The following is a 25,752-nucleotide window of genomic DNA, read 5'->3' on the forward strand; positions in this document are numbered from 1 at the left end:
GGGTCGCTGCCCCCCGAGGGGGCCGCGTTTTCATCTTGGGGCGGCCCGGCGATGAAAACCAGCCCCCACGCTCCGCCGCTGCGCGGGTCGCTGCCCCCCGAGGGGGCCGCGTTTTCATCTTGGGGCGGCCCGGCGATGAAAACATCCCTCCTTGCTGCCGCCCTGCTGCTGACCGCAGTGCCCCCCGTAGCTGCGCAGGCCCAGACAGCGGCTGCCGCCCCCGCCTGGCAGCGCGAGGCCGTGCCGTTCTACGACACCGTACACGCGCTGCAGGGCATCTACGGGCATTGGGCCCTGCCCCGCGCCAAAGACTTTGACCAGAGCGCCCGCGCCCTGGCGCCCGCCGTGGCCGCACTGTGCCAGGCCCCGGCCAGTGACAGCAAGACGGCTCTGGCCGCCGCGCGCACAGCTTGGCAGGCCACAGCGCGCGCATGGGAGCAGCTGACCGCTGTGTCGATAGGCCCCGTCATCGCCCGCCGCAGCCAGCGCGCCATCGACTTCACACCCACCCGCCCCGCGTTGATAGAAAAAGCCATCGTCACCCAGCCCCAGGGCGCCAAGGCCTTCGAGCGCATCGGCACCCCCGCCAAGGGCCTGCCCGCGCTGGAATGGCTGCTGTGGACCCGCCCCGTGCAGCCCGGCAGCCCTGCCTGCAGCTACGCACACGAAGTGGCGCAGGACGTGGCCCGCGAATCCGCCGCCTTGCAAGCCGCCTTCACCACCGCCGCAGGCACCGACTGGGGCGCCGAGGACGAACAAGAGCAGTCCACCCAGGCCATCAGCGAGTTTGTGAACCAATGGGTGGGCGGCATCGAACGCCTGCGCTGGGCGCAGATGGAAAAGCCCTTGCGCGCCGCTGGATCGGGATCTGGCAGCCGCACCCCCGACTACCCCCGTTCTGCCAGCGGCGACACCCTGGCCGCCTGGGCCGCCACCTGGGCAGGCCTGCGCAGCGTGACCGCCCTGCCTGCGAACGCCGCCACACCCGCGCCCGGCGAGGCGCTGGTGCCGCTGGAGATGTATTTGCGCGGCAAGGGCCTGAACCCGCTGGCCGACAAACTGCACAAGGCCGCCAGCAAGGTCGATGCATCGATGGCGCAGGTGCAAAAAGCGGGCGTGCAGAACAAGGCGTCCATCCAGCAAACCGCCAAGGATCTGGCCGCACTCAAGTTTCTGGCCGAATCCGAAGTGGCACCGGCGCTGCAGGTGAGCATTGGTTTTTCTGACGCCGATGGTGATTGACCTCCACCGCCGCCAAACGCTGGCAGGGCTGGCCGCGCTGGCAGGCCTGGGAGCGTGGGCGTTCGCTCCGACCTCCGCGTTCGCCAGAAACAACGGCACCATGCACTTGGCTGCCGCCTGGGAGCGCGAGGGCAGCTTTCACATCGGGCTGCTGTCCACGCAACCGGGCGCCGGGCAGCCGTTGCAGATCCACGTATCGCTCGAAGTCCCCACCCGCGCCCACGGCCTTCTTGTGCTGCCCGATGGCTCCGTGCTGGCCACCGCCCGCCGCCCCGGCGACTGGCTGGTACGCTGGTGGCCCGGCCAACGCGCGGAGCCTCAATGGCTGTGGCAGGACGGTGAGCGCAGTTTCAACGGCCATGTCATCGCCAGCGCAGACGGTGCCCACTTGTTCACCACCGAAACGGATGCAGAAACCGGCGCCAGCTGGGTCGGCGTGCGCGACACCCGCACCCTGCAAAAAATCGCCGAATGGCCCACCCACGGCATCGACGCGCACGAGCTGACCTGGGACATGCGCACCACCCACAACGGCGCGCCCACCCTCATCGTTGCCAACGGCGGCGTGCCCACCGCACCCGAAACCGGCCGCGTCAAGCGCGACCTGCAAACGATGGATTCGTCCATCGTGCGGCTGGACGGCCACACCGGCCGCCTGCTGGGCCAATGGCGCCTGCAAGACCAGCGCCTGAGCCTGCGTCATCTGGCCTGGGCCCCCGATGATCGGACCCTGGGCATCGCGCTCCAGGCCGAGCATGACCACAGCACCGCCAAAGACGCCGCCCCCGTGCTGGCCCTGTTCGACGGCACCGCTCTGAGGGTGATGCCCACGCCCGAGCGCATCGCGCAAAGCATCCACGGCTACGGCGGCAGCATGGCCGCCACACCTGCGGGCTGGGCCGTCAGCTGCCCGCGCGCCAACGGTATTGCCACGTACACGCCACAGGGCGAATGGCGGGGACTTGTGCCGCTGCCCGACGTCTGCCCGCTGGCCGTGCACGGCGGCGCGCTGTGGGCGGGCGGTTTGGGCGCCAGCCTGCAGAACGCGCAGGCCGCAGCGCCTGCGAGCCACGCGCATGGCCGCAGCCTGCGAGGCGTGCGGCTGGACAACCACTGGGTGTTGGCAGCGTAGAAAATTGAAGCAAAAAATGCCTCTAGCGCTTGTTGGTAAATCGCTAGTAGCTATAAATAACTGAGCAATCCGCCTGCGCGCCTACGGCTGGCGCGCATAGCGCCCGGGCGCCAGCCCCACATGGCGGCTGAATGCGGTGCTGAAGGTGCTGGCCGAGCTGTAGCCCACGCGCGCGGCCACTTCGTCGATGCCTATGCGGCCGTCGCTGCCGCGCAGCAGCTTCTTGGCCAGCGCCATGCGCCAGGCCAGCAGGTATTCCATGGGCGGCACCCCCACGGCGCGCAAGAAGCGCTCAAAGAATGTGGATCGCGACAACGCCGCCTCGCGCGCCAATGCATCCACTGTCCACGACTGCTCTGGCGCGCTGTGCATCAGGCGCAGGCCCACCGCCACGCGGGCGTCTGCCAGGCCGCGCAGCAGCCCGGGGGGCGCACCCGCCTCGTCGCTCGACCGCAGGGCCTCGATCAGCAGCAACTCCACCAGACGGTCCAGCACCAGGTCTCGGCCGGGCAGCATGGCCAGGCATTCCTGCCGCACCAGTTGCACCAGGGTCGGCAGCCGCGCCACCCCGCGCACATGCAGCAGGTCCGGCAGCAGCGACACCAGCAACGCGGCGTCGGGCGAATCAAACTCAAAGTAGCCGCCCAGCATGCGCATGTCCGGCGGGCCGTCGGGCGTGCCATGGCGCAGCCCGTGCTCGCCATCGGGCGCTGGCAAACGGTGGGGGTCCATGAACACCGGCTGCGCCAGTGGCTGCTCCATGCCCGACAAGGTGAACCCCGGCGTCGCGGGCATCAGCACAAAGTCGCCCGCCTCCAGCGTCACCGGCTCTTGCCCCGCCACGGCCAGCACGCACTGGCCTTCCAGCATGGTGCAAAAGCTCGGACTGCCGAACTCCCCATAACGCACGGCCCAGGCGCCCGCGCCGCTGATCACCTTGGAGAACACGGCGCGCGGCCGCAGCAGCGCAATCACTTGGGCGAGGGGATCCACCACAGCCGGACTCCTGCAAACAAAAATTAGACGTTTGATTGTAGTTAATCCAGACTTGGCCCGATATCGTTGCACCACCTTCCATCTGTTCCCATCCACCATCCCCAAGGAGTTTCACCATGAAGACCATTCTCATTACCGGCTGCTCGTCTGGCTACGGGCTGGCCACCGCCCGCCACTTTCACGCCCAGGGCTGGAACGTGATCGCCACCATGCGCACCCCGCGCGCTGACGTGTTGCCCGCATCAGACCGCGTGCGCGTTCTACCGCTGGACGTCACAGCGCCCGACAGCATCGCCCAGGCTTTACAGGCCGCTGGCCCCATCGACGTACTGGTGAACAACGCGGGCCTGGGGCTGTTCGGCGCCTTTGAGGCCACGCCCATGACCACGGTGCGTGACATCTTCGACACCAACACCTTCGGCACCATGGCGATGACCCAGGCCGTGTTGCCGCAGATGCGCGAGCGCGGTGCAGGCCTGGTGGTCAACGTCACGTCCAGCGCCACGCTGGCCCCCATGCCGCTGGTGGCAGCCTATACCGCCAGCAAGACGGCCATCGAGGGGTTCACAGCGTCGCTGGCGTTTGAGCTGGCGGCATTTGGCGTCCGCGTGAAACTCGTCGAGCCCGGCTACGCGCCCACCACCCAGTTCACCGCCAACGGCGCGGAGCGCATGCAGGGGTTGATCCCGTCCGCCTACGCTCCCTACGCCCAGTCAATCTTTGCAGCCCTGGGGCAGCCAGCCGCCGTGACGACCGAACAGGATGTGGCCGAGGGTGTGTGGGCGGCGGTGAATGATGCGTCAGACCGCCTGCGGTATGCGGCGGGGGCAGATGCGGTGGCGCTGGCGGAAGCGACGGTGGGTGAGCTTACTGTGGCTTAAGAGCACCCAGCAAACCATTGCCACGCACCGGGCACCCGGCACCTTGGTCAAGTCACTCGTAATGGCTGACCGTGACGCTGTACAACACCCCTGGGCGTACCGGCTGCACCGTCACAGCAACAACCCCATCCGCCACAGACGCGTATTCGGCATAACGCACAAAGTAGCCGTTGTGCGCTTGCACAGCCTCCAGTTCCGATGGCTCCAACGCACGCTCTTGCAGGCCGTTTTGCAGCAGGTAGGCGTTGACGGCAACCACAGCCCGGCCCATATCGTTGCGAGAAACTTCAAACGACACCTCCGAGCGTGGTTGCTTGTTGCCGTCACCCACTGTTCCAAAGTACTCCGGCTCCGTCGCAACCCCCACCGCAGGAGCGCCGCGCACCAGCGAGGAAATCCCGAGGTAATAGGTGAGCGTGCCCCGCTTAGGCGTGAAGTCCTCTTGGGAGATGAGAAAGAGCCATGCACTCACCCAGAGTGCCAACGACGCGCAAGCCACCACGGTCAAGGCGATGCCGAGCACGCGCGGACGAAAATGCAAGCGCATAAACCTGCCGACAAAAACGATCGCCTTAGCGTCAATCCACCACCGTCAACTTGGCCACGCTGAGCGCCAGCCACTTGGTGCCATGGCGCGGGAAATTGACCTGCGCACGCGCGTCGTCGCCCGTGCCCTCGATGGCCAGCACCTTGCCTTCGCCGAACTTGGTGTGGAACACGTTGATGCCTGCGCGCAGGCCGTGGGACGGCGCGGTCTTCTGCACGGGCACCGGTGGGCTGGCAAAGGTCTCGGATTTAAAGCCAAATTGACCTCTAGCGCTTGATGGATAAGCGCTACCAGCTCCTGAATTAGGAGCATACGATCCAAACCCTTGCTGCTTGGGCGTAATCCACTTGAGTGCGGCCTCAGGCAGCTCGTCAAAAAAGCGGCTCTTGATGTTGTAGCGCGTCTGCCCATGCAGCATGCGCGTTTGCGAGTGGCTCAGGTACAGGCGCTTGCGGGCGCGGGTGATGGCCACATACATCAGTCGGCGCTCTTCCTCCAGACCATCGCGCTCGCTGGCGGAGTTTTCGTGGGGGAACAGGCCCTCTTCCATGCCGCCGATGAACACACCGTCAAACTCCAGGCCCTTGCTGGCGTGCACGGTCATCAACTGCACGGCGTCTTGGCCAGCCTGGGCCTGGTTGTCGCCCGCTTCGAGCGCGGCGTGGGTCAGGAAGGCGGCCAGGGGTGAGAGGGTTTCGCCGGTGTCGGCGTCCACGATGCCCGGCACGGCGGGCTTCAGGGGTTCGTCCAGCACCGGTGCGTTGGGGTCCAGCCCCTGGCTGACCGGGCTTTGGGCGCTCTGGGTGAGCGGCGTGCCATGCTCGTCCAGTGGCAGGGCCACGGCGTCGCGGCCAAAACCTTCCTGCGTGACAAAACTCTCGGCAGCGTTGACCAGTTCCTGCAAGTTCTCGATGCGGTCGGCGCCTTCCTTCTCCGTGCGGAAGTGCTCCACCAAGCCCGTGGATTCGAGCATCTGCTCGATGATGCCGCGCAGGTTCAGGCCTTGGGTCTGCTCGCGCAGCACATCGACCATGGCGACGAACGCGCCCAGGTTAGCGCCCGCCTTGCCGGGCACGGCGCTCACCGCGTCGTGCAGCGAGCAACCTGCGGCGCGGGCTGCGTCCTGCAGCACTTCGATGCTGCGCGCGCCAATGCCACGCGGCGGAAAGTTGACGACGCGCGTGAAGCTGGTGTCGTCGTGTGGGTTCTCCAGCAGGCGCAGGTAGGCCAGCGCATGCTTGATTTCGGCGCGCTCGAAGAAGCGCAGACCGCCGTACACGCGGTAGGGCACGCTGGCATTGAACAGTGCCGATTCGATCACCCGGCTTTGCGCATTGCTGCGGTAGAGCACGGCGATTTCCTTGCGCTCAAAGCCGTCGTTGCGCACGAGTTGCTTGATCTCATCGACCATCCACTGCGCCTCCGCCAGGTCGGAGCTGGCTTCGTACACGCGCACGGGCTCGCCCGCACCCTGCGTGGTGCGCAGGTTCTTGCCCAGGCGGCGGCTGTTGTGGCTGATGAGGGCGTTGGCCGAATCAAGGATGTTGCTGTAGCTGCGGTAGTTCTGCTCCAGCTTGATCTGGCGCTGCACATCAAACTCGCGCACAAAGTCGGTCATGTTGCCCACGCGCGCACCGCGAAAGGCGTAGATGCTCTGGTCGTCGTCGCCCACGGCAATCACGCTGCCGCGCGCTTCAAAGCGCCCGCCCACCTCGTTGCCCGCCAGCTGCTTGAGCCAGGCGTACTGCAGCTTGTTCGTGTCCTGAAACTCGTCCACCAGGATGTGATGAAACCGGCGCTGGTAGTGCTCGCGAATCGGGTCGTTGTCGCGCAGCAGCTCGTAGCTGCGCAGCATCAGCTCGCCAAAGTCCACAACGCCTTCGCGCTGGCATTGGTCTTCGTACAGCTGGTAAATCTCGACCTTCTTGCGCGAGTCGCTGTCGTGCGCCTCCACGTTGGCAGGGCGCAGGCCTTCTTCCTTGCAATTGGCAATGAAATACGCCAGCTGTTTGGGCGGAAAACGCTCGTCGTCCACGTTGTGCTGCTTGCACAGGCGCTTGATGGCCGAGAGCTGGTCTTGCGTGTCCAGAATTTGAAAGGACTGCGACAGGCCCGCCGCCTTGTGGTGCGCGCGCAAAAGGCGATTGCACAGGCCGTGGAAGGTGCCGATCCACATGCCGCGCACGTTCACCGGCAGCATGGCGGACAAACGCGCCACCATCTCTTTGGCGGCCTTGTTCGTGAAAGTGACGGCCAGAATGCCACCGGGTGTGGCGTAGCCGTTTTGCAGCAGCCAGGCAATGCGGGTGGTGAGCACACGCGTCTTGCCCGAGCCTGCGCCCGCCAGAATCAGTGCGTGGCCTGCGGGCAGCGTGACGGCCGCCAGTTGCTCGTCGTTCAGATTGGCCAGGAGGGGCGATGCAGCCGAGGCCGCAGCAGCGTGTGGGGGCACCAAGGCTTCGGGTGCACCCGGGAACGGGTCTTGTGGGAACATGCGGCCATTGTAGAAAGCGCCCCGGCACCCTCCCCCACCCGACCATGAAAAACATTGCCCGCACCCTGGCCAGCGTCCTGGTCCTCACTTACACAGCCTCAGCGCTGGCCCAGGCCAGCTGCAGCAGTGACGGCGTCCCACAGCCCGTGGCCATTTTCGAGCGCTTCATCAGTGCCGACTGCGAAGCCTGCTGGAGCGATGCGGCCACCCCCGCGCCCTCTGCCACGGCGGGCGTGGCGGTGCTGGACTGGATCGTGCCGGGCAAGGCCGGTGACGAAGCGCCCTTGTCGGCCGCCGCCACCAACGACGCCCTGGCCCGCCTGCAGACCCTGGGCCGCAAGCCCCCTGTCACCACCGATGTCCACACTGCGGCCATCGAGGCCGCCACGCCCGCCCGCCTGCGCGTGGCCCACGGCATGCCGTTCAACGACTACCTGGGCGCGGCCATCGCGTTCACGCCCGTGCAGCGCGCTGCACAGCGCAACGTCGCAACGCCCGGAGCCATGGACTTCTACCTGCTGCTTGTCGAATCCGTGCCTGCAGGCACCGAAGGCACGAGAGTGGCACGAAATATGGTTCGAAACATGCTCCACGGCACGTGGGAAAAGCGCGAAAAGCTATCAAAAAAAGAGCAAATGAAATGGATGGAAACCCGGTCCATGCGCATCCCGGAAGGCGCACAGGCCGAGCGGCTGCGTTTGGTGGGCTGGGTGCAGGACGCCCAGGGCAGCGTCCTGGCGGCTGCGCAGTCCACCTGCCGATGACATCGGTGATACCGGTCATACCCGCACGGTTATAGGGTCTGCCAGGCAGGCGGGTAGAATCAATCACCGGGCCCAAGTTTCTTGACGCCCGGTTTTTTGTGCCCGCGCAATCTGCGGGGTTCGGAGCTGGCCACCACGCCAGTGCCCACAAAGCCGGTCCCAAGCCAAGCGCCCACGCCCGCGAAATCCTTCGCAGGCGACCTTTTCAAAGGAGCTTGGAATCTCATGGAAATCTTCGATTACGACAACGTTTTGCTGCTGCCCCGCAAATGCCGCGTGGAAAGCCGCTCGGAATGCGACGCCAGCGTGGAGCTGGGCGGCCGCTCGTTCCGCATCCCCGTGGTACCCGCCAACATGAAAACGGTGGTGGACGAAAAGATCTGTACCTGGATGGCCCAGAACGGCTACTTCTACGTCATGCACCGGTTTGACCTGGACAATATTCAGTTCGTCAAGGACATGCACGCCAAGGGCTGCTACGCCTCGATCTCACTGGGCGTCAAACAACCCGACTACGACACCGTGGACCAGTTGGTGGCACTGGGCCTCACGCCCGAATACATCACCATCGACATCGCCCATGGGCATGCCGACAGCGTGAAGAACATGATTGGCTACCTCAAGCAGCACCTGCCCAAGGCGTTTGTGATTGCTGGCAACGTGGCCACGCCTGAAGCCATCATCGATCTGGAAAACTGGGGCGCCGACGCGACCAAGGTAGGCGTGGGCCCGGGCAAGGTGTGCATCACCAAACTCAAGACCGGCTTTGGCACGGGCGGCTGGCAGTTGTCAGCCCTCAAGTGGTGTGCCCGCGTGGCCACCAAACCCATCATTGCCGACGGCGGCATCCGCAGCCATGGCGACATCGCCAAGAGCATCCGTTTTGGCGCCAGCATGGTGATGATCGGCTCGCTGTTCGCAGGCCATGAAGAGTCCCCCGGCAAGACGGTGGAGGTGGACGGCGCTCTGTTCAAGGAGTACTACGGCTCAGCCAGCGACTTCAACAAGGGCGAGTACAAGCACGTGGAAGGCAAGCGCATCCTGGAGCCCATCAAGGGCAAGCTGGCCGAGACGCTGATCGAGATGGAGCAGGATGTGCAAAGCTCCATCAGCTACGCTGGCGGCACCAAGCTGATGGACGTGCGCAAGGTCAACTATGTGATCCTGGGCGGCGACAACGCGGGTGAGCACCTGCTGATGTAAACCAGCACCCGGGCCGAGATCAACGCGAGGTCAGGCCCGCAGCAGGTTCTGCGCCATGTGGTGCAGGTCGTGCCCCGGCTGGGCCAGCGCATCGACGATGCTGAAGTGGTGCAGTCCGGGTAATGCCACGCTACGGGGCACGAAGTGGCTGCCCCAGGCGTTCTGCATCAACTGGTTCTGCCGTAGGAACTCGGGGCTTTCATCCGCCCCCACGGCGCAATAGAGCGTACCGATGGCGGGCTCCAGCAGGCGCGCCGGGCTGCACTGCAGCACTTGCTGCTCCGTGAGGTTCAGCACCGTCTGGTACATGGGGGTGTGCATGATGGGCTCCAGATCGTGGACCCCGGAGATCGACAGCGCATTGCGCACCAGCCCATCCGGCAGACCGTCACCGATCAGCGGCCACACACTGGTGAGCAGCAGGGCCGCCAGTTGGCCTCCCGCCGAATGCCCTGCCACGGTAATCCGCTTCGGGTCGCCCCCATGGGCGGCAACGTGGTGCCACACCCAACCCAGTGCTTTCTCCATTTGCCGCACGATGTGCGGAATGGTCACCGGCGCCTCGGGGGTGCCTGGGCACAACGCATAGTTCACCACTACCACACAAAACCCGGCCTGGGTAAAAGGCGGCGCAATGAACGAGTGATCGGATTTGTCGAGCGACCGCCAGTAGCCGCCATGGATGAACACCAGCACAGGCACCGGCCCGCCCGTGGTACGCGCAGACGGAAACACGTCCAGGGTTTCCCCTGCACCGCTGCCATAGGCCACATCCAGCACACAAGGGACGTTGGCCCGCACCTGCGCAGAATCCCGTGCCCAGCGCTGCAGGTAGTCCATGTGGTCGGGCACCAGAGCGCGGTTGTTGTACATGCGCTCCAGCCAGGCGGGGTCATGCAGGGGCAAGGTCATGGGTAGGGTCTCCTGGGGCTGTGCGGCATCATCATTCCAATCTAGCCATGCTGCAAGCTCCGTGACAGGGTGATGCACCAAAAAGGCACATGATGCACACAGAGACAACGATCCCGGATGAATGACGCCATGACCACCACCCCGCTTCGCATTGCAGTCCTGGGCATTGGCATGATGGGCCGCCCCATCGCACGCCGCCTCAAGGAAGCTGGCCATCAGGTCCAGGTGTGGAACCGTACCCGAGCCAAGGCGGAGCCCCTGGCAGCGTTTGGCATCACCGTCCATGCCTCGCCCACCGAAGCGGTCCAGAACGCCGATATGGTGATCAGCCTGCTGGAAAACGGCCCTGTCGTAGGACACGTCCTGTTCGAATCCGGAGCGGCCAAGGCGATGCGCAAAGGCGCCCTCTTCATCGACATGGCCTCTATCCAGCCCCGCGAAGCACGGGACCACGCCGCCCGCCTGGGCGAGATGGGCCTGGCCCACCTGGATGCACCTGTATCAGGTGGGACGGTGGGAGCAGAAAACGGCACGCTCGCCATCCTGGTGGGCGGGCGCCCTGAAGACTTTGCGCAGGCCCAGCCCGTGTTCGCCGCCTGCGGCCGCGCCACCCATGTGGGCCCGCACGGCGCGGGCCAGCTCACCAAGTTGGCCAACCAGATGATCGTGGGCATCACCATCGGCGCAGTGGCCGAGGCATTGCTGTTTGCAGCCAAGGGCGGCGCAGACATGGCCAAGGTGCGCGAAGCCATTCAGGGAGGTTTTGCAGACAGCCGCATCCTGCAACTGCATGGCCAGCGCATGGTGGAGCGTGACTTTGCCCCACGCGGCCGCATGGCAGTGCAGCTCAAGGACATGCGCAACGCCCTGGCGACGGCCGGCGAGATCGGCTTCGACGCGCCCATCACAGCCCTGTTCGAGACCCTCTATGCCGAAGGCGTAGATCATGGCTTGGGCGAACTGGACCACAGTGGCCTGTTTGTCGAACTCGCCAGCCGCAATGCCATGCAATAATTTTCTGGGTTGCTTGCCAAGGCACAAAAAACTAGTGCATAATTCGAGGCTCTGCAGCAATGCAGACAGATTTGTAAAAAGTTTGGGTTCTTAGCTCAGTTGGTAGAGCAGCGGACTCTTAATCCGTAGGTCGAGTGTTCGAGTCACTCAGGACCCACCAAACAAAAGCCGTAAGGCGCACAAAGCCGGTGCTACTTCAATGTAGCGTCGGCTTTTTTGTTTTTTCTGGCTACGAAAGAGGCACAACACACCCCTTCCTCGGCCGGCTCCGTTCTCAGCAGCATCTTCAGGTTACAACATAGCCTCATCGTGCTCGCACATATGCGCTGTGCACCATAGGCTATCCAGAAGAACCCGTTCCTGTTGGTATTGCAACACGAGGATTTTCATGACTCCAATGCTCCTGAGACGGACAGCACTTCTCACAGGACTGAGCCTGCTCGCGCCCGCCACGCTGTCACGCGCGCAAGGGCAGGAGCGCGCAGTGGCGGGTTTGGCGCGCGGCGGTCAATGGCCTGCCTGGGATACCTTCAAGGCCCAATTCACCAGCGAGGAAGGCAGGGTGATCTCGGACGACGGGGAGGGAGGGCGCACCTACTCGGAAGGCCAAGCTTACGGACTTTTCTTTGCCCTGGTCGCCAATGACCGCAAGGGTTTCAGCACCCTCCTGCGCTGGACCGAGAACAACCTGAGCGGTGGAGACCTGGGCGCACGCCTGCCCGCGTGGCTGTGGGGCCGTCGGCCGGACGGAACCTGGGGCGTTATTGACAGCAATGCGGCCTCCGACGCTGACATCTGGATTGCCTATGTCTTGGGCGAGGCGGCACGCCTGTGGAACGCCCCGCAATATCGCGCCTTGGGGGCTCGTCTGGCCGCCCGCATCATTGCAGAGGAGACCGCAGACCTCCCTGGCCTGGGGCCGAGTCTGCTCCCTGCGCCAAGCGGCTTTGTGGAGGCCGAAGGCCGATGGAAACTCAACCCAAGCTATATGCCGTTGCAGGTAATGCAACGGCTGGCCACGCTCTACCCCCTCCCTGCCTGGAGGCAGCTCATTCATAGTTCTGAAAAAATCATCGTGGGAGCCTCCCCCAAAGGCTACGCCCCTGACTGGACCTTGTACGACGCACGGCAAGGCTTTCTCATTGACGACAAAGGCAAGGAAAAAGGCCAGGGCGCCTACAACGCGATTCGCGTCTACCTGTGGGCAGGCATGCTGCACCCTGCCGCACCTGGCCGCAAGCCCTTGCTTTCTGCATTGGCCCCCATGGCGAGATACGTGCGCGAACAGGGGTACCCACCTGAATCGATTGATGTACTGACAGGACAGGGCTCAGGCCCCGGTCCGGCAGGCTTTACGGCAGCGATGCTGCCCTTTTTGCAGGCGCAAGGCGATAGTGCTGCATTGAAAGCGCAGCTCAGCCGCCTCGTCGCGAATCCCGTGCGATCCACGGCGTACTATGAACAGACTCTGGCCCTGTTCGGACTGGGCTGGATGGAGGGGAGGTACCGGTTTTCATCCGGGGGCCAACTGCTGCCGCAGAGAACCAAGTCCTGACAGCGGCTCTTGCCGCAACAGCCGTCATCGGCCCTGTCCGAGCCCCCTGCCCACGCCCGATGTTCTACCCGTTGCCCACCCGATGAATCCCAACGCCCACACACTTTGGCGCGCCCCCCAATGGACCCTCGCTGCCCTCCTCGCCGTACTGGGCATGCTGGGGCCTTTCTCGATTGACACCTACATACCCGCCTTCACAGGCATTGCCAGTGCTCTGGGCGCCACCCCGGTGGAGATGCAACAGACCCTTTCGGCCTATCTCTTTGGTTTTGCGTTCATGAACCTCTTCCATGGAGCACTCGCAGACAGCTTTGGCCGGCGACCGGTGGTCCTGTGCGGGATCGCCATGTTCACGCTGGCCTCGGCTGGATGCGCGCTGTCACAAAGCATCGGCCAGCTCATAGCGTTCAGGGCATTGCAGGGCTTGTCTACGGGCGCTGGCATTGTGGTGTCGCGTGCTGTCATCCGCGACATGTTTCCCCCAGCGCGCGCGCAGCAGGTGATGAGCCAAGTGACGATCTACTTTGGCATAGCCCCAGCCATCGCTCCCATCGTGGGCGGCTGGCTTTTTGTACATGCAGGCTGGCACAGCATCTTCTGGTTTCTAACCTGCGTGGGTCTGGTGCTCTGGGTCGCAAACTTCAGGCTCCTGCCCGAAACATTGCAGGCCGAGCATCGCCAGCCGTTCAATGTGCCCCATCTTATGCGGGGGTACTGGCAGCTGGGGTCAAGCCCTCGATTTGTGCTGCTGGCGCTCGCAAGCGGCGTTCCTTTCAATGGAATGTTCCTGTACGTACTGGCAGCACCTGCCTTTCTGGGCGAACACCTTGCACTTGCCCCCACGCAGTTCTTCTGGTTCTTTCTACTGACCATTTCGGGCATCATGGGCGGCGCGTGGCTGAGCGGGCGTCTGGCCGGCAAGATCGCTCCAAAACGACAGATACGGCACGGCTTTGTGATCATGTTCACCGTAGCCGTCTTCAACCTGGGAGCTAATCTGCTCTTTTCAGTGCACGCGGCCTGGTCGCTGCTGCCGATTGCGGTCTTTGCGTTTGGCTGGGCACTGATGGTGCCGGTAGTGACCCTGCTGGTGCTGGACCTTCACCCCGAGCGCCGCGGCATGGCCTCGTCCATGCAAGCGTTTGTCGGCTCTACTGCGAACGGCATTGTGGCGGGCATCCTGGTCCCTTTGGTAATGCACTCAACGGTCTTGCTGGCCTTCGCATCGCTGCTCATGATGTGCGTGGGCATGATGGCTTGGATCTATCTGCACCACCGCTGGCCCGATATTGGAAGGACTGCAACGCCAGGTTGAGCCCCTGGCGTTCGTGAATTGCCCTGCGCGCTAGCAACAATGAGACCTCACTCTACGCCCCGCCAAGTCAGTGCGCACCCGCGAGAGTGGGATTCCAGGCGCCCGAGTACAAAGCCCAGCCTAACTGGAAGCTTGGCAAGTTTGTCGATGTCGAAGCGTTCAAGGCGGTAGAGGCACAGGTAAAGGCACAGTAGTCACCCTGGCGAAGCCTCTGGAAAGCCGCTACGCCCGCCAAGCACTGGGGCCATCGATGCCTCGGAGCGCAACTTTCTAGCCAGGGCGCCAACCGGGTGGCTCTACGGCTACGCAGTTCACGCGGGCTGAGTTCTGAAGTACACCCCACGGCACCTGACGCCAAGCTTCCGTGCAACCCGGAAGGGGTCCTATGACAGTTGCCGCCGGTCCACCCCTTTTTCCTGGTAGTACCGGATTTTTTCGGCATACATGGCCTGGTCGGCACGATGGATGGCCGCTTCCACCATGTCGCCCGAACGGCACGAAGCGACGCCCATGGCCAGGCTGATAGGCTGACCCGGATAGAACTGGTTGTTCAAGTCCAACATGGAGAGAATGCGCTCCTGCAACGCAAAGGCGCTGCGCTCGTCCATGCCGGGCAGCAACACCGTGAATTCGTCTCCGCCAATGCGCGCGGCGCAGGCTGGCGGGTCCACCGCCTTGGCCAGTACTTCGCCCACCCTGCGCAGCATGGAATCGCCCGCAGCATGGCCCTGCTCATCGTTCACAACCTTGAGCCCGTTCAGATCAATCGCAATGATGGACAGAGGCCACGGCCCCTTGCGGGTGACACGATTGAGTTCTTCCGCATAGAAGGCCCGGTTGCGCAGCTGCGTCAGGACGTCATGCTTGCCAAGGTACTCCAGGTAGGCTTCGGCCTTTTTGCGCGCCGTGATGTCCACCAGCGACAGCAGCACCAGCCCCCAGTCCGCAAGATGGTCTGCCAACACAGAAAACTGCATGTGGATATGCACCGCATCCCCCGACAGCGCGTAGTTGACCACTTCGCGCTGCTGAAAGGTCTTGCCCTCCCACAGGTCCAGCAACTGGTCCGCGAAGGACTCATGCATCTCACCCCTAAACACCCGCCCGATGTTGTTCAGAAGCATCTCCTTGCTGGACGCACCGAACATGCGCAACGTCTGCTGGTTGACATCGATCACGCGGATCTCCTGCATGCAGCGCGTGACGAATTCAGGATGCACCGTGATGAAGGTCTTGAAGTCGTCAATGCCCTGCGCGCGAACGCCGTCGAGCAGGCTTTTCACGGCACTGAAATCCTCGACCCACAACGAGACCGGGGAGTGCTCAAACAAATCCCGCGCATATTGTTCGCTGCGCCGAAGTTGGCTGGCACTCCGCACTTGGGCCGTGATGTCTTCCAGCGAAAGCAGAACGCGGCTCCAGTCCGCTTCATACCCTGGAAGGATGCGTGCGCGAATCTGAACGTCAAGACGCCGGCCATCCAGCGCATAGTTGACCGTCTGGTTCGAAAACTCCAGCTGCCCGGACCACAGCGCCGCCAGCTCATGGAAGACCGCATCGTGCATGTCATCCCTGAAGACCTGGTCCAGATTCGCTTCAAGCACCTGTTGGTTCTCGGCCGCAAACAGCTCCAGCGTGCGGCGATTGACTTTCAACACCTTGAGGGCAGCGCTGCATTGCCGCACCCTTGCGGAGTCCTGAGCAAGGTGGGCACGAAGATCGGAAACCCCCGCAGCGCGCCAGCGATCAAAAAGTTGCTTCAGGGCGCTGTAGTCCTCCAGCCAGAGAGACACAGGCGCCAGTTCGAACATGTGTTCGAAGTCTGCCTCGGAAGATAACGAAGACGACACTGCAGATTCCTCCCTGGGCAATTATTGTCGAGCTACTCTGCGTATTCTTGGTCCAGGGTCCCCACAACAACAAAAAAGGCCAGCACCTTGCGGTACCGGCCTTTGCAACAGGGGTGGCGCTAGCGCCACAGACCTGTCAGCGATCAGCGCGCGGGGCGCGCAGGGCGCTTGCGGGCATCGTGTGCCACGAACGGCTTGCCGCCACCACCAGCTGGCTTGGCAAACGCTGGCTTGCGGGGAGCGAAATCACCACGCGGTGCACCTGCATCACCACGGGGCGCAAAGTTGCCACGGCCAGCGTCACCAAAACCAGGTTTGCGGCCATAGCCTTCACCATCACGACGCGGCGCAAAACTACGGTCACCACCACGGTCATCACGACCCGCAAAACCGCCAGCGCCTTCACCACGTGCAGGAGCACCACGGTTGTCACGGCCAGCGAAACCACCGCCAAAGCCACCACCGAAACCACCACGGTCATTGCCACCACGTGCAGGACCACCGAAGCGGCCACGCGACTGGTTGTCACGGTTGTCGTACGAACGGCCCGGGGCGCCACGGCCACCACCAAAATCGCCACCGCGAGGTGCCTGCGGCGCGCGCTGCGAGGGCTCCATGCCGGGAATCACTTCGGCCTTGAACTGCTGGCGGCTGTACGACTCAATGTCGTAGATCTTGCGGCGATCGCGGAACTCGGCAAACGTGATGGCCAGGCCATCGCGACCCGCACGGCCAGTACGGCCAATGCGGTGGGTGTAGTCCTCGGCCTTCATGGGCAGGCCGAAGTTGAACACATGGGTGATCGTGGGCACATCGATACCACGTGCTGCCACATCGGTAGCCACCAGAATCTGCACCTGGCCAGCGCGCAATGCCATCAAACGGCGATTGCGCAAACCCTGGCTCAGGGCACCGTGCAATGCAACGGCCGAAAAGCCTTCTTGCTGCAGGTCGTTGGCCAGGCCATCGCACTCCACCTGGGTGCTGGCAAAAACGATGGCTTGGTTGATCGTGGTGTCACGCAGCCAGTGGTCCAGCATCTTGCGCTTGTGCTGGGCGTTGTCGGCCCAGTACAGCATTTGCTTGATGTTGGCATGCTTCTCTTGCGGAGAGTCAATGGTGACCTTCTGCACAGACGAACCTCCGTCGTGCATCACGCGCATGGCCAACTGCTGGATGCGGGGCGCGAAGGTAGCGCTGAACATCATGGTCTGCTTGCGCTGGGCGGTCAGCTGGTTCAGTTCGGCCAGGTCGTCCGAGAAACCCAGGTCGAGCATGCGGTCGGCTTCGTCAACGACCAGGAACTGCACCTTGTCGAGCTTGATCTGCATCGAGCGCTGCAGGTCCAGCAAGCGGCCAGGGGTGGCCACCACCAGGTCGGCGTTTTGCAGCTTGGCGATCTGCAATTGGTAAGGCATGCCACCCACCACGTTAGCGACACGCAGGCCACGGCAGTGCTTGACCAGGTCGATAGCATCGTGCGCGACTTGCTGCGCCAGTTCACGCGTGGGGCACAGAATCAGGGCACCAGGGGTGGCGGCCTTGAAATTGCGCGAGCTGGTGGGGTCCTTGCGCTTGGCGCGCTTGGGGGCAGGTTCACCACGGGCGGCAGCTTCGGCCACTGCGCGCTCGAAAGCAGCGCGTTCTTCGGCTTCGGCAGCAGCCTGCTGGTTGATCAGCGTGTGCAGCACGGGCAGCAGGAAGGCGGCAGTCTTGCCGCTGCCGGTCTGGCTGGAAACCATCAAGTCGATGAACTTGGTGGAGTCGTTGCCACCGCCCATTGCCAAGGGAATGGCCTTGAGCTGCACGCTGGTGGGCTGGGTGTAGCCCAGGTCAGCTACGGCTTGCACGAGTTCAGGGGCCAGGCCCAGTTCGATAAAGCCGTTGGGTTCAGCGGTCACGGCAACGTCGACCTCGGTGGCAGCTGCCACCACGGCGTCCAGAGGGGAAGACTGCACGGAAATGTCGGCAGCAAAGGAAGTGTCGGCAGGCGCGAATTCGCCCTGCACCAAAGAGGTGTCGGTCATGATTTTTCTCTCACGAAGACGATCGCAAGCGTAGCCTGCGAGTGGCTTCGTCAATGGTTAAAAAACATCAACCATCAAACGAAACCTGCATTGCTCTGGGCGGATGCTGGTGGGCGTTGTTCGCTAGTCCTGCACTGCGTTGAAAACAGTCGGCTGGCAAGCCCGGTGTGTGAGGGGAGATGCACAATCTGCGAGGAATGGATTCCTGCGCAGCCGCTGATTATGGCATGGATAGGTATTTTCCCGCAAGCCCCTCTCAGTTCTTGCGATACAAACCCACAAGGTCTTCAGCCGCCCTCCCCGGAATCCGTCACACCGAAAGCAGGTGCTTGCGGTAGTGCGCCAGTTCGTCAATGGACTCATGCACGTCTGCCAGGGCCGTGTGCTTCTGCGCTTTCTTGAAGCTGGTGTAGGCCTCGGGCTTCCAGCGCTTGGCCAACTCCTTAAGGGTGCTCACGTCCACGTTGCGGTAATGGAAGAATCGCTCCAGCTTGGGCATATAGCGCACCAGAAAGCGCCGGTCCTGGCCGATGCTGTTGCCGCACATAGGCGCAGTCCCTTTGGGAACGTACTTGCTCAGGAAGGCAATGATCTGCTGCTCTGCCTCCTCCTCCGTCACGGTCGAGGCCTTCACCTTGTCGATGAGGCCGCTGCGGCCGTGGGTGCCCTTGTTCCAGGCATCCATCTTGCCCAGCAGTTCATCGGACTGGTGGATCGCAAAAACTGGCCCCTCGATGCGCGGCTCCAGGCTCGGTCCCGTCACGATGACGGCGATTTCAAGAAGGCGGTCGGTATCGGGCTCCAGGCCAGTCATTTCGCAATCGAGCCAGACCAGGTTCTGGTCGGATTTGGCAAGTGCGTGAGGGGTGGGGTTGTTGGCTTCTGACATGGCGCGCATTGTCGCCGATGGCCTAAACTCGCCGCTCATGCCCACTTCCGACGCCTTCTCTCCCGCCCTGGCGCTGACGCTTGCGTTTGCCGCAGCTCTCACCCTGGGCCTTGTGCTCAAGTTCTGGCTGGCTACGCGCCAGATCCGGCATGTGGCGCGACACCGCAGCGACGTTCCCGCACCATTTGCCGAACGCATCGCGCTGGCGGCGCACCAGAAGGCCGCGGATTACACGATCACCAAGGCGCGCCTGGGCTTGCTGGAAATGGCACTGGGTGCGGCCGTGCTGCTGGGCTGGACACTGCTGGGTGGACTGGATGTGCTGAATCAGGCCCTGCTCAGCGCCCTGGGCGGCGGGATGTGGCAGCAGTTGGCGCTGCTGACCGCCTTCGCCGCCATCAGCGGCCTGATCGACCTGCCGCTGTCGCTGTACCAGACCTTCGTCGTGGAAGAGCGCTTTGGTTTCAACAAGATGACCTGGCGCCTGTGGGTTGCCGATGCGCTCAAGGGCCTGCTGGTCGGCGCACTCATCGGCCTGCCCATCGCCGCGCTGATCCTTTGGATCATGGCGGCGACCGGTCCGCTGTGGTGGCTATGGGCCTGGTGCTTCTGGATGGGTTTCAATCTGCTGCTGATGGTGGTGTATCCCACCTTCATCGCCCCGCTGTTCAACAAGTTCCAGCCCCTCGAAGATGAATCGCTCAAGGCCCGTGTCACTGCCCTCATGCAGCGCTGCGGCTTCTCGGCCAAAGGGCTGTTCGTGATGGACGGCAGCCGCCGCAGCGCGCATGCCAACGCCTACTTCACGGGCTTTGGCGCAGCAAAGCGCGTGGTGTTTTACGACACCCTCTTGCGCCAGCTGGCCCCGGGCGAGGTCGAGGCGGTGCTGGCCCATGAGCTGGGGCATTTCAAGCACCGCCACATCATCCAGCGTATCGTGACCATGTTCGCATTGAGCCTGGCAGGCTTTGCACTGCTGGGCTGGCTCTCCAACCAGGTGTGGTTCTACACCGGGCTGGGCGTGCGGCCGAGTATCTCGTTGGACCCCACCCTGGCCGCAGCCCCCAATGACGCATTGGCCCTGCTGCTTTTCATGCTTGTGGTGCCAGTCTTCACGTTTTTCATCTCGCCGCTGTTCTCGCAACTTTCGCGCCGCCACGAATTCCAGGCAGACGCCTACGCCGTCGCCCAGGCCAGCGGCGCCGACCTGTCCTCCGCCCTGCTCAAGCTCTACGAAGATAATGCCTCCACGCTCACACCCGACCCGGTGTACGTGAAGTTCTACTACTCGCACCCACCCGCCACCGAGCGGCTGGCGCGCATGCACAACCCCTCCCATCCATGACTACCATGTTGAAGAAAAAAGACTGGTCAACGCTTACACGTCGTGCGTTGACAGCTACCGAAGTTGTAGCAAACCTGGCCAAACTCGAAGGCTGGAGCCTGACGGGCGATGGCGCTGACGTCGCCATTGAGAAGACCTACCATTTCGCCAACTACTACGAGACCATCTCGTTCGTGAACGCCTTGGCCTTCATTGCCAATGCCCAGGATCACCACCCCGATCTGTCGGTGCACTACAGCCGCTGCGTGGTGCGCCTGAACACGCACGACGTGCATGGCATTTCATCCACGGATTTCGAGTGCGCAACGCAGTTCGATGCCCTGGTGGCCTGACCCCATGACCTTGCGCACCACAGGCTCCCATGGCTGAACGCAGCGCGCTCATGGACGGCACCGTGGTCGCCAGCCATGGGCGCCACTGCATGGTGGAGACGCCCGACGGCGAACGCCGCATCTGCCACCCACGCGGCAAAAAGAGCCAGGCAGTGGTGGGCGACCATGTGCTGTGGCAGGCGCCCCCGCCCGGCCAAGGCGAAGAGGGCACCATCGAAAAGGTCAAGGAACGGCGCAACCTCTTTTACCGACAGGACGAGATCCGCACCAAGTCGTTTGCCGCCAACCTCGACCAGGTGCTCATCCTGATCGCGGCAGAGCCGGTGTTTTCGGAAAGCCAGCTAGCCCGCGCCCTGATTGCCGCCGAGGCCGAGGGCATCAAGCCCATCATTGCACTCAACAAGAGCGATCTGGTCGAACCTTTCGCCCGCGCCTGGGAGCGCTTGCTGCCCTACCGGCACATGGGCGCCAGCAAGCACTATGGCGTGCTGCCGCTGTCGCTGGCGCTCTCCAGCGACGTGGACCGCGCGCTGCTGATGGAACATCTGCAGGGCAAGACCACGCTGGTGCTGGGGCCCTCAGGGTCCGGCAAGAGCACCCTCATCAATCTGCTGGTGCCAGGCGCTTCCGTGCTCACCGGTGAAATCTCGCAGGCGCTGAACTCGGGCAAACACACCACCACCAGCACGCACTGGTACTGGATGGACAAGGCCCGTACCACCGCGCTCATCGATTCACCAGGCTTTCAGGAGTTTGGGCTGCACCACATTGCCCCCATGCAACTGGCAGCCTGCATGCCCGACATTGCAGCACATGCGACAGCCTGCAAGTTCTACAACTGCACGCACCTGCACGAGCCGGGCTGTGGCGTGCTGGATGCAGTCAAACTGGGCCCCAGCGCAGGCGGTATAAGCGCAACACGCTATAAAATTTATAGCGATCTATTTGAAGAACTGCGCCACACCCGGTACTGAGCCGGGCGCGGCCTTCACTCCTGGCGCGGCGGAAACCAGCGCACCCGTGGAACTGGCTTGCATGGTTGAGGGTGCGCCCCCTCCTCCGAGGGCAGCCGCATTGCGGTTCAGGGGGCTTGCCAGCTACCCCAGCAAACGCGCCAGCGTGAGCAACGCCAGCAGCAGCATCCAAACCACTACCGAGCGCCACACCAACCCCACAACGCTGCGCAGGTGGCCCACCTCGGGCTCGCGCCCGGGGGTGGAATCGCTGTCGCCCATGTCGGCGTCAATCTCCAGGCCCTGTGGCGCGTGCAATTCAGTGCGCGCCTTCAGTGCCTCGCCCCCCAGGCGTACATTGATGGCACCTGCCGTGGCGGCCAGCACCACGCCGTCGTTGTCATTGGGGAAACGTTGTGCGTGAAACCGCCAGCCCTCAATCGCCTCTTCAAAGCTGCCCACCACCGCAAAGCTCAGTGCCGTGAGCCGGGCCGGAAGCCAGTCGATGGCAGTCCACGCCTGCGCAGAGGCCTGCTGCAGGGAGGCGCTGGCAGGCTGAGCGCCCGTGCGCTGCTTGTAATGCCAATAGCGCGATACAAACTCAGCCAACCGGTACAGAACAGCCCCGGTCGGCCCCAGGCCCAGGGCAGCCAGCACGGAGAACCATGCCAACACGCCGAACACATGCCGGTGGGCCGCCAACACTGAATACTCGATCACATGGCGCACGATCTCGCTACGCGGTAGCGCCCCTACATCCACCTGCTGCCAGTGGGCCAGGCGCTCGCGGGCAGCATCTTCATCGCCCTCCTCCAACGCGTCGCGGATGCCCGTGAAGTGGTGGCTGAACTGCCGAAACCCGAGCGTGATGTACAGCACGGCCACACTCCACAGCACCGCAAAGGGCCACCCCAGTCCCCAAAGCAACAGCCAGTGAATGGCCAGGGTCACCAGGGCCGGAACCAGCACCGCAAGGCTCCAGGCCACCCAGCCGTGGTGCGGCTTGCCCGCATCAAAATTGCGACTCACGGACAGCGCCCACGCTCGCAGACCCGCATGAATGGGATTGCTGCGTGCCAGCGGGCGGGCCTGCTCGATCAGCAGAGCGAACAGGATGGCGAAGAAACTCATGGGGGGCAATGATACTGGTGCTTTGCCCCGATGCACCCTATCGCACGCGGGCCCGGTTTACGCCTGCATGAAACGGTAGAAGTTGCGCAGCATGCCTGCTGTCGCACCCCAGATGTAATGGTTCTTGCCGCCGTCCTGGTAGGGCATCGAGAACCACTCCCGGTGTACGCCATCCCGGTCGAACACATGGCGCCGGTGGTTGGCGGGATTGAGCAGAAAATCGAGCGGCACCTCGAAAAGGTCGGCCACTTCATACGGATTGGGTTGGAGCACGCAGTCCGGCTGCACCAGCGCCACCACGGGCGTGATGATGAACGATGAGCCGGTGACATAGATTGGCAACGTGCCGAGCACTTCGACAAAATCCCGAGCAAGCCCCACCTCTTCCTGCGCCTCGCGCAAGGCCGTGTCGGCAGGCGTTGCATCTCCCGCGTCTGCCCGCCCACCGGGGAAGGCCACCTGCCCCGAATGGGTGGACAGGTGGGCCGTGCGTTCGGTCAACAGCACCATGGGCTGTTCGCGCAGCACGATGGCAATCAGCACAGACGCACGGGCGGGCTCGCGGTTCATGAACTTCTTTTCCAGCAGCACCTCAGGCTCCCACTGCGGCGGGTGCGCAAAACGCGCCCGCAGCGCTTCAGCGGTCTGCGCCTGAACCGGCACCGCAGGCAGGTGCGCATCCACCCCCACCACCGGAACAAGGCGGGGGTCAAAGTCGGGCAGGCTCGACAAAGGAGCGATCACCGACGAGACAGCAGGACTGGAAGAAGGGTCCACAAGAAGGGGGAGGTGAACAAGCCAAAAAACAAAAAGCCGCTACAGGCAGACGCTGTAGCGGCTTGTGAGGTCGAGCCTGCGCCTTATGCGGCGGTGGCGGCTGCAGCCTTGTTGACACGCGAAGGCAGCTTTTCCTTGATACGTGCCGACTTGCCGCTGCGGTCACGCAGGTAGTACAGCTTGGCACGGCGCACATCACCACGGCGCTTGACTTCAATGCTGGCGATCAGGGGGCTGTAGGTCTGGAACGTACGCTCCACGCCTTCGCCGCTGGAGATCTTGCGCACGGTGAAGCCGCTGTTCAGGCCGCGATTGCGCTTGGCAATCACCACACCTTCGTAGGCCTGCACGCGCTTACGGGTACCTTCCACCACATTCACGCTCACGATGACGGTGTCACCAGGGGCGAATTCGGGGATGGTCTTGTTCAAGCGGGCGATTTCTTCCGCTTCCAGGGTCTGAATCAGGTTCATGTTTGATATCCAACGATCTTGTCCGCGCCAAAAATGGCTGCGTCGGGATTGACGTCTCAGTGTTTTGCGGGAGAACTCCCTGTCAAAACGGCCGGCCAGAGGATCGAAAAGCCTTTGATTATAGCAATTCAGCTGAGCTTGGCCAATACTGCTTCATCCGCAGCGGCCAGATGCCCTGCTTTGCGCGCCGCCTCGATGAGATCGGGCCTGTGCCGGGCCGTGGTGGCCAGGCGCTGGTCGCGCCGCCAGCGCTCGATCTGCGCATGGTGGCCAGACATCAGCGCGGCAGGCACCTGCTGCCCTGCCCATTCTTCAGGGCGCGTGTAGTGCGGGCAATCGAGCAGGCCATCGAGCGCCGGGTTGAAGCTGTCGAGCTGGTGGCTGCCCTCATCATTGAGCACACCGGGCTGCAAGCGCGCCACAGCGTCCAGCAGGGCCATGGCGGCGATTTCGCCACCCGACAACACAAAGTCGCCCAGACTCATCTGCAGATCGACATGGGTATCGATGAAGCGCTGGTCAATGCCTTCATAGCGCCCGCACAGCAGGATTGCACCCGTACTTGCAGACCAGCGCTCCACGGCAGCGTGGTTCAGCGTTTCGCCAATGGGCGAAAAAAGGACCAGCGGCGCCTCACCACTCTCGGCCTCACCACGCTCCACCCGGATAGCTGCAAGACACCGGGCGAGGGGCTCAGCCATCATCACCATGCCCGGCCCGCCGCCAAAGGGCCGATCATCAACACGACGATAGTTGCCATCGGCGTAATCGCGCGGGTTCCACAGGCGTACATCGACCTGGCCGCCGGCATACGCGCGGCGGGTCACGCCGCTGGCCAGGAACGGCGCAAACAGCTCGGGGAACAGGGTGATGATGTCAAAGCGCATGGTGGGCGGCGCCAGGGCGGGAGTTCCGATCAGTAGTCCGGCTGCCAGTCCACCGTGATGCGCTTTTCGGCCAGGTCCACGTTGTCAATGAAGGCCGAGACAAAAGGGATCATCCGCTCCTGTGCCTTGCCGTCCTGCTCATAAGTCAACACCAGCACCGTCTGCGGACCGGTGGACATCAATTCCTGCACCTGCCCCAGCGCCACACCTTCGCGGTTGACGACCGCAAGACCGATCAGATCGATCCAGTAGTACTCGCCCTCCGTGGTGGACGGAAAGCTGGAGCGCGGCACAAAGATGCGCGCGCCGCGCAAGGCTTCGGCGGCATCGCGGTCATCAATGCCCTGCGCCCAGGCAACCACGGTGTCCGAATGGTCCTTGGCCTGGCGGATGGACAACAAAACGGTGCCCGCAAAGGTCTTGGCGCCGCGTTCGGAAGGCTGCAGGTACCAGCGTTTGGATGAAAACAGCGCCTCAGGGCTGCTGCTGTGCGACAGCACCTTGAACCAGCCCTTGACACCCCAGGCATCGGCAATGCGCCCCACTTCAACGGCGTCTGTGGGCAGCTCTGCGGGTTCGAGGGTCAGGTTGGTGGCCATGGCGGGGGATTCCAGAATAGGAAAAGGGCGGGTTTCGCCAGGCATGCCGACGAAACCCGCCCTTTTCAGGGAGCTTTAAGCAGCCTTCTTGGCGGCTTGCTTGATCAGGCGGTCCACGGTAGGCGAGGACTGGGCGCCCACGCTCTTCCAGTACGTCAGACGGTCTTGCACGATGCGCAGGCCTTCTTCGGATTCCTTGGCGGTGGGGTTGTAGAAGCCGATGCGCTCGATGAAGCGGCCATCACGGCGCACGCGCTTGTCAGCAACGACGATGTTGAAGAAAGGACGGCCCTTGGAGCCGCCGCGGGAGAGTCGAATGACGACCATGATTTATCCTTCGGGTGGTGAACTCCGGCAACATTTGCCTTGAGCCACTGTGTTCGCAACCATATTCGCAACGCTTGAGACACGCGACATGGCCACCCGGCCAGCGA

General features: G+C 63.4%; 24 protein-coding genes and 1 tRNA gene. 12 read left to right on the forward strand and 13 right to left on the reverse strand.

Going from position 1 to position 25,752, the window contains the following annotated elements; genetic code table 11:
* Positions 1 to 135 precede the first annotated feature (135 nt).
* Positions 136 to 1,242: an imelysin family protein gene (locus ACT89O_RS18490; RefSeq protein WP_487260819.1), complete on the forward strand. Its 1,107-nt coding sequence runs from the start codon at positions 136 to 138 to the stop codon at positions 1,240 to 1,242.
* Complete coding sequence (locus tag ACT89O_RS18495) at positions 1,232 to 2,374, forward strand: DUF1513 domain-containing protein (RefSeq protein WP_487260820.1); 1,143 nt, start codon at positions 1,232 to 1,234, stop codon at positions 2,372 to 2,374. Before ACT89O_RS18490 ends, ACT89O_RS18495 begins: the two co-directional genes overlap by 11 nt.
* Before the next feature lie 81 nt (positions 2,375 to 2,455).
* Here the strand turns inward: ACT89O_RS18495 and ACT89O_RS18500 are convergent, their stop codons facing one another.
* Positions 2,456 to 3,370, reverse strand: a complete 915-nt coding sequence (locus ACT89O_RS18500) for an AraC family transcriptional regulator (protein WP_228896617.1) — start codon at positions 3,368 to 3,370, stop codon at positions 2,456 to 2,458.
* Between the two features lie 116 nt (positions 3,371 to 3,486).
* Between ACT89O_RS18500 and ACT89O_RS18505 the strand changes: the two genes are divergently transcribed.
* Positions 3,487 to 4,251: an SDR family oxidoreductase gene (locus tag ACT89O_RS18505; RefSeq protein WP_228896616.1), complete on the forward strand. Its 765-nt coding sequence runs from the start codon at positions 3,487 to 3,489 to the stop codon at positions 4,249 to 4,251.
* A 52-nt stretch (positions 4,252 to 4,303) separates the two neighbouring features.
* On the opposite strand, the gene ACT89O_RS18510 is transcribed toward ACT89O_RS18505, so the two are convergent.
* Both ACT89O_RS18510 and ACT89O_RS18515 read right to left on the reverse strand, forming a co-directional pair.
* Complete coding sequence (locus ACT89O_RS18510; RefSeq protein WP_487260821.1) at positions 4,304 to 4,792, reverse strand: hypothetical protein; 489 nt, start codon at positions 4,790 to 4,792, stop codon at positions 4,304 to 4,306.
* Positions 4,793 to 4,829: 37 nt separating this feature from the next.
* Positions 4,830 to 7,292, reverse strand: a complete 2,463-nt coding sequence (locus ACT89O_RS18515) for a UvrD-helicase domain-containing protein (RefSeq protein WP_487260822.1) — start codon at positions 7,290 to 7,292, stop codon at positions 4,830 to 4,832.
* A gap of 44 nt (positions 7,293 to 7,336) precedes the next feature.
* Here ACT89O_RS18515 and ACT89O_RS18520 point away from each other — a divergent pair, with 44 nt between their 5' ends.
* Together ACT89O_RS18520 and ACT89O_RS18525 are read left to right on the forward strand one after the other, a co-directional pair.
* Positions 7,337 to 8,056 carry a hypothetical protein gene (locus tag ACT89O_RS18520; protein ID WP_487260823.1) on the forward strand — a complete coding sequence of 240 codons (720 nt, stop codon included), beginning with the start codon at positions 7,337 to 7,339 and terminating at the stop codon, positions 8,054 to 8,056.
* Positions 8,057 to 8,281: 225 nt separating this feature from the next.
* Positions 8,282 to 9,259, forward strand: coding sequence for a GMP reductase (locus tag ACT89O_RS18525; protein WP_121420842.1), 978 nt, complete (start codon positions 8,282 to 8,284; stop codon positions 9,257 to 9,259).
* A 30-nt stretch (positions 9,260 to 9,289) separates the two neighbouring features.
* Here ACT89O_RS18525 and ACT89O_RS18530 read toward each other — a convergent pair whose 3' ends face one another.
* A complete protein-coding gene (locus ACT89O_RS18530) occupies positions 9,290 to 10,171 on the reverse strand; it encodes an alpha/beta hydrolase (RefSeq protein ID WP_228896605.1) in 882 nt (293 codons plus the stop codon).
* Positions 10,172 to 10,300: 129 nt separating this feature from the next.
* Between ACT89O_RS18530 and ACT89O_RS18535 the strand changes: the two genes are divergently transcribed.
* The 4 genes from ACT89O_RS18535 (at position 10,301) to ACT89O_RS18550 (ending at position 14,055) form a co-directional block, all read left to right on the forward strand.
* Positions 10,301 to 11,185, forward strand: coding sequence for an NAD(P)-dependent oxidoreductase (locus ACT89O_RS18535; RefSeq protein ID WP_487260824.1), 885 nt, complete (start codon positions 10,301 to 10,303; stop codon positions 11,183 to 11,185).
* A gap of 84 nt (positions 11,186 to 11,269) precedes the next feature.
* A tRNA-Lys gene (locus ACT89O_RS18540) sits at positions 11,270 to 11,345 on the forward strand.
* A gap of 228 nt (positions 11,346 to 11,573) precedes the next feature.
* Positions 11,574 to 12,740, forward strand: a complete 1,167-nt coding sequence (gene bcsZ, locus ACT89O_RS18545) for a cellulose synthase complex periplasmic endoglucanase BcsZ (RefSeq protein ID WP_487260825.1) — start codon at positions 11,574 to 11,576, stop codon at positions 12,738 to 12,740.
* A gap of 82 nt (positions 12,741 to 12,822) precedes the next feature.
* Positions 12,823 to 14,055 carry a multidrug effflux MFS transporter gene (locus ACT89O_RS18550; RefSeq protein ID WP_487260826.1) on the forward strand — a complete coding sequence of 411 codons (1,233 nt, stop codon included), beginning with the start codon at positions 12,823 to 12,825 and terminating at the stop codon, positions 14,053 to 14,055.
* A gap of 383 nt (positions 14,056 to 14,438) precedes the next feature.
* Here the strand turns inward: ACT89O_RS18550 and ACT89O_RS18555 are convergent, their stop codons facing one another.
* From ACT89O_RS18555 to orn, 3 genes are all read right to left on the reverse strand, one after another.
* Entirely contained in the window at positions 14,439 to 15,905 is a 1,467-nt protein-coding gene (locus tag ACT89O_RS18555; RefSeq protein WP_305000483.1) for a sensor domain-containing diguanylate cyclase, read from the reverse strand.
* Between the two features lie 143 nt (positions 15,906 to 16,048).
* On the reverse strand, positions 16,049 to 17,932 hold the full coding sequence (locus ACT89O_RS18560) for a DEAD/DEAH box helicase (RefSeq protein ID WP_487260827.1): 1,884 nt from the start codon (positions 17,930 to 17,932) through the stop codon (positions 16,049 to 16,051).
* 310 nt (positions 17,933 to 18,242) lie between these two features.
* On the reverse strand, positions 18,243 to 18,821 hold the full coding sequence (gene orn / locus ACT89O_RS18565) for an oligoribonuclease (protein ID WP_008904975.1): 579 nt from the start codon (positions 18,819 to 18,821) through the stop codon (positions 18,243 to 18,245).
* A 37-nt stretch (positions 18,822 to 18,858) separates the two neighbouring features.
* Here orn and ACT89O_RS18570 point away from each other — a divergent pair, with 37 nt between their 5' ends.
* Genes ACT89O_RS18570 through rsgA form a run of 3 tightly spaced genes read left to right on the forward strand, consistent with a single transcriptional unit; the run spans position 18,859 to position 21,472 of the window.
* On the forward strand, positions 18,859 to 20,166 hold the full coding sequence (locus ACT89O_RS18570) for a M48 family metallopeptidase (RefSeq protein WP_228896597.1): 1,308 nt from the start codon (positions 18,859 to 18,861) through the stop codon (positions 20,164 to 20,166).
* On the forward strand, positions 20,163 to 20,498 hold the full coding sequence (locus ACT89O_RS18575) for a 4a-hydroxytetrahydrobiopterin dehydratase (RefSeq protein WP_121505674.1): 336 nt from the start codon (positions 20,163 to 20,165) through the stop codon (positions 20,496 to 20,498). The genes ACT89O_RS18570 and ACT89O_RS18575 overlap by 4 nt, the downstream gene beginning before the upstream one ends.
* Before the next feature lie 29 nt (positions 20,499 to 20,527).
* Entirely contained in the window at positions 20,528 to 21,472 is a 945-nt protein-coding gene (rsgA, locus tag ACT89O_RS18580; protein WP_121420850.1) for a ribosome small subunit-dependent GTPase A, read from the forward strand.
* A 123-nt stretch (positions 21,473 to 21,595) separates the two neighbouring features.
* Here the strand turns inward: rsgA and ACT89O_RS18585 are convergent, their stop codons facing one another.
* The 6 genes from ACT89O_RS18585 to rpsP form a co-directional block, all read right to left on the reverse strand.
* Positions 21,596 to 22,582: a CobD/CbiB family protein gene (locus tag ACT89O_RS18585; protein WP_055403047.1), complete on the reverse strand. Its 987-nt coding sequence runs from the start codon at positions 22,580 to 22,582 to the stop codon at positions 21,596 to 21,598.
* Between the two features lie 57 nt (positions 22,583 to 22,639).
* Positions 22,640 to 23,359: a CoA pyrophosphatase gene (locus tag ACT89O_RS18590; RefSeq protein ID WP_055403048.1), complete on the reverse strand. Its 720-nt coding sequence runs from the start codon at positions 23,357 to 23,359 to the stop codon at positions 22,640 to 22,642.
* A gap of 83 nt (positions 23,360 to 23,442) precedes the next feature.
* Positions 23,443 to 23,832, reverse strand: a complete 390-nt coding sequence (gene rplS, locus ACT89O_RS18595) for a 50S ribosomal protein L19 (protein ID WP_055403050.1) — start codon at positions 23,830 to 23,832, stop codon at positions 23,443 to 23,445.
* A 128-nt stretch (positions 23,833 to 23,960) separates the two neighbouring features.
* Positions 23,961 to 24,719: a tRNA (guanosine(37)-N1)-methyltransferase TrmD gene (gene trmD / locus ACT89O_RS18600; RefSeq protein WP_487260828.1), complete on the reverse strand. Its 759-nt coding sequence runs from the start codon at positions 24,717 to 24,719 to the stop codon at positions 23,961 to 23,963.
* Between the two features lie 29 nt (positions 24,720 to 24,748).
* Positions 24,749 to 25,318 carry a ribosome maturation factor RimM gene (gene rimM, locus ACT89O_RS18605; RefSeq protein ID WP_055403096.1) on the reverse strand — a complete coding sequence of 190 codons (570 nt, stop codon included), beginning with the start codon at positions 25,316 to 25,318 and terminating at the stop codon, positions 24,749 to 24,751.
* 75 nt (positions 25,319 to 25,393) lie between these two features.
* Complete coding sequence (gene rpsP, locus ACT89O_RS18610) at positions 25,394 to 25,645, reverse strand: 30S ribosomal protein S16 (RefSeq protein WP_008904984.1); 252 nt, start codon at positions 25,643 to 25,645, stop codon at positions 25,394 to 25,396.
* Positions 25,646 to 25,752: the final 107 nt, after the last annotated feature.

This window comes from Acidovorax sp. NN32 (assembly GCF_057597245.1).

Bases quoted from the DNA above. Each gene is read 5' to 3' on its own strand.
- ACT89O_RS18490 (WP_487260819.1), top strand. From the start codon at position 136: ATGAAAACATCCCTCCTTGCTGCCGCCCTGCTGCTGACCGCAGTGCCC.
- ACT89O_RS18495 (WP_487260820.1), top strand. From the start codon at position 1,232: ATGGTGATTGACCTCCACCGCCGCCAAACGCTGGCAGGGCTGGCCGCG.
- ACT89O_RS18505 (WP_228896616.1), top strand. From the start codon at position 3,487: ATGAAGACCATTCTCATTACCGGCTGCTCGTCTGGCTACGGGCTGGCC.
- ACT89O_RS18515 (WP_487260822.1), bottom strand. From the start codon at position 7,292: ATGTTCCCACAAGACCCGTTCCCGGGTGCACCCGAAGCCTTGGTGCCC.
- ACT89O_RS18520 (WP_487260823.1), top strand. From the start codon at position 7,337: ATGAAAAACATTGCCCGCACCCTGGCCAGCGTCCTGGTCCTCACTTAC.
- ACT89O_RS18525 (WP_121420842.1), top strand. From the start codon at position 8,282: ATGGAAATCTTCGATTACGACAACGTTTTGCTGCTGCCCCGCAAATGC.
- ACT89O_RS18530 (WP_228896605.1), bottom strand. From the start codon at position 10,171: ATGACCTTGCCCCTGCATGACCCCGCCTGGCTGGAGCGCATGTACAAC.
- ACT89O_RS18535 (WP_487260824.1), top strand. From the start codon at position 10,301: ATGACCACCACCCCGCTTCGCATTGCAGTCCTGGGCATTGGCATGATG.
- bcsZ (WP_487260825.1), top strand. From the start codon at position 11,574: ATGACTCCAATGCTCCTGAGACGGACAGCACTTCTCACAGGACTGAGC.
- ACT89O_RS18550 (WP_487260826.1), top strand. From the start codon at position 12,823: ATGAATCCCAACGCCCACACACTTTGGCGCGCCCCCCAATGGACCCTC.
- ACT89O_RS18560 (WP_487260827.1), bottom strand. From the start codon at position 17,932: ATGACCGACACCTCTTTGGTGCAGGGCGAATTCGCGCCTGCCGACACT.
- orn (WP_008904975.1), bottom strand. From the start codon at position 18,821: ATGTCAGAAGCCAACAACCCCACCCCTCACGCACTTGCCAAATCCGAC.
- ACT89O_RS18570 (WP_228896597.1), top strand. From the start codon at position 18,859: ATGCCCACTTCCGACGCCTTCTCTCCCGCCCTGGCGCTGACGCTTGCG.
- ACT89O_RS18575 (WP_121505674.1), top strand. From the start codon at position 20,163: ATGACTACCATGTTGAAGAAAAAAGACTGGTCAACGCTTACACGTCGT.
- rsgA (WP_121420850.1), top strand. From the start codon at position 20,528: ATGGCTGAACGCAGCGCGCTCATGGACGGCACCGTGGTCGCCAGCCAT.
- ACT89O_RS18585 (WP_055403047.1), bottom strand. From the start codon at position 22,582: ATGAGTTTCTTCGCCATCCTGTTCGCTCTGCTGATCGAGCAGGCCCGC.
- rplS (WP_055403050.1), bottom strand. From the start codon at position 23,832: ATGAACCTGATTCAGACCCTGGAAGCGGAAGAAATCGCCCGCTTGAAC.
- trmD (WP_487260828.1), bottom strand. From the start codon at position 24,719: ATGCGCTTTGACATCATCACCCTGTTCCCCGAGCTGTTTGCGCCGTTC.
- rimM (WP_055403096.1), bottom strand. From the start codon at position 25,318: ATGGCCACCAACCTGACCCTCGAACCCGCAGAGCTGCCCACAGACGCC.
- rpsP (WP_008904984.1), bottom strand. From the start codon at position 25,645: ATGGTCGTCATTCGACTCTCCCGCGGCGGCTCCAAGGGCCGTCCTTTC.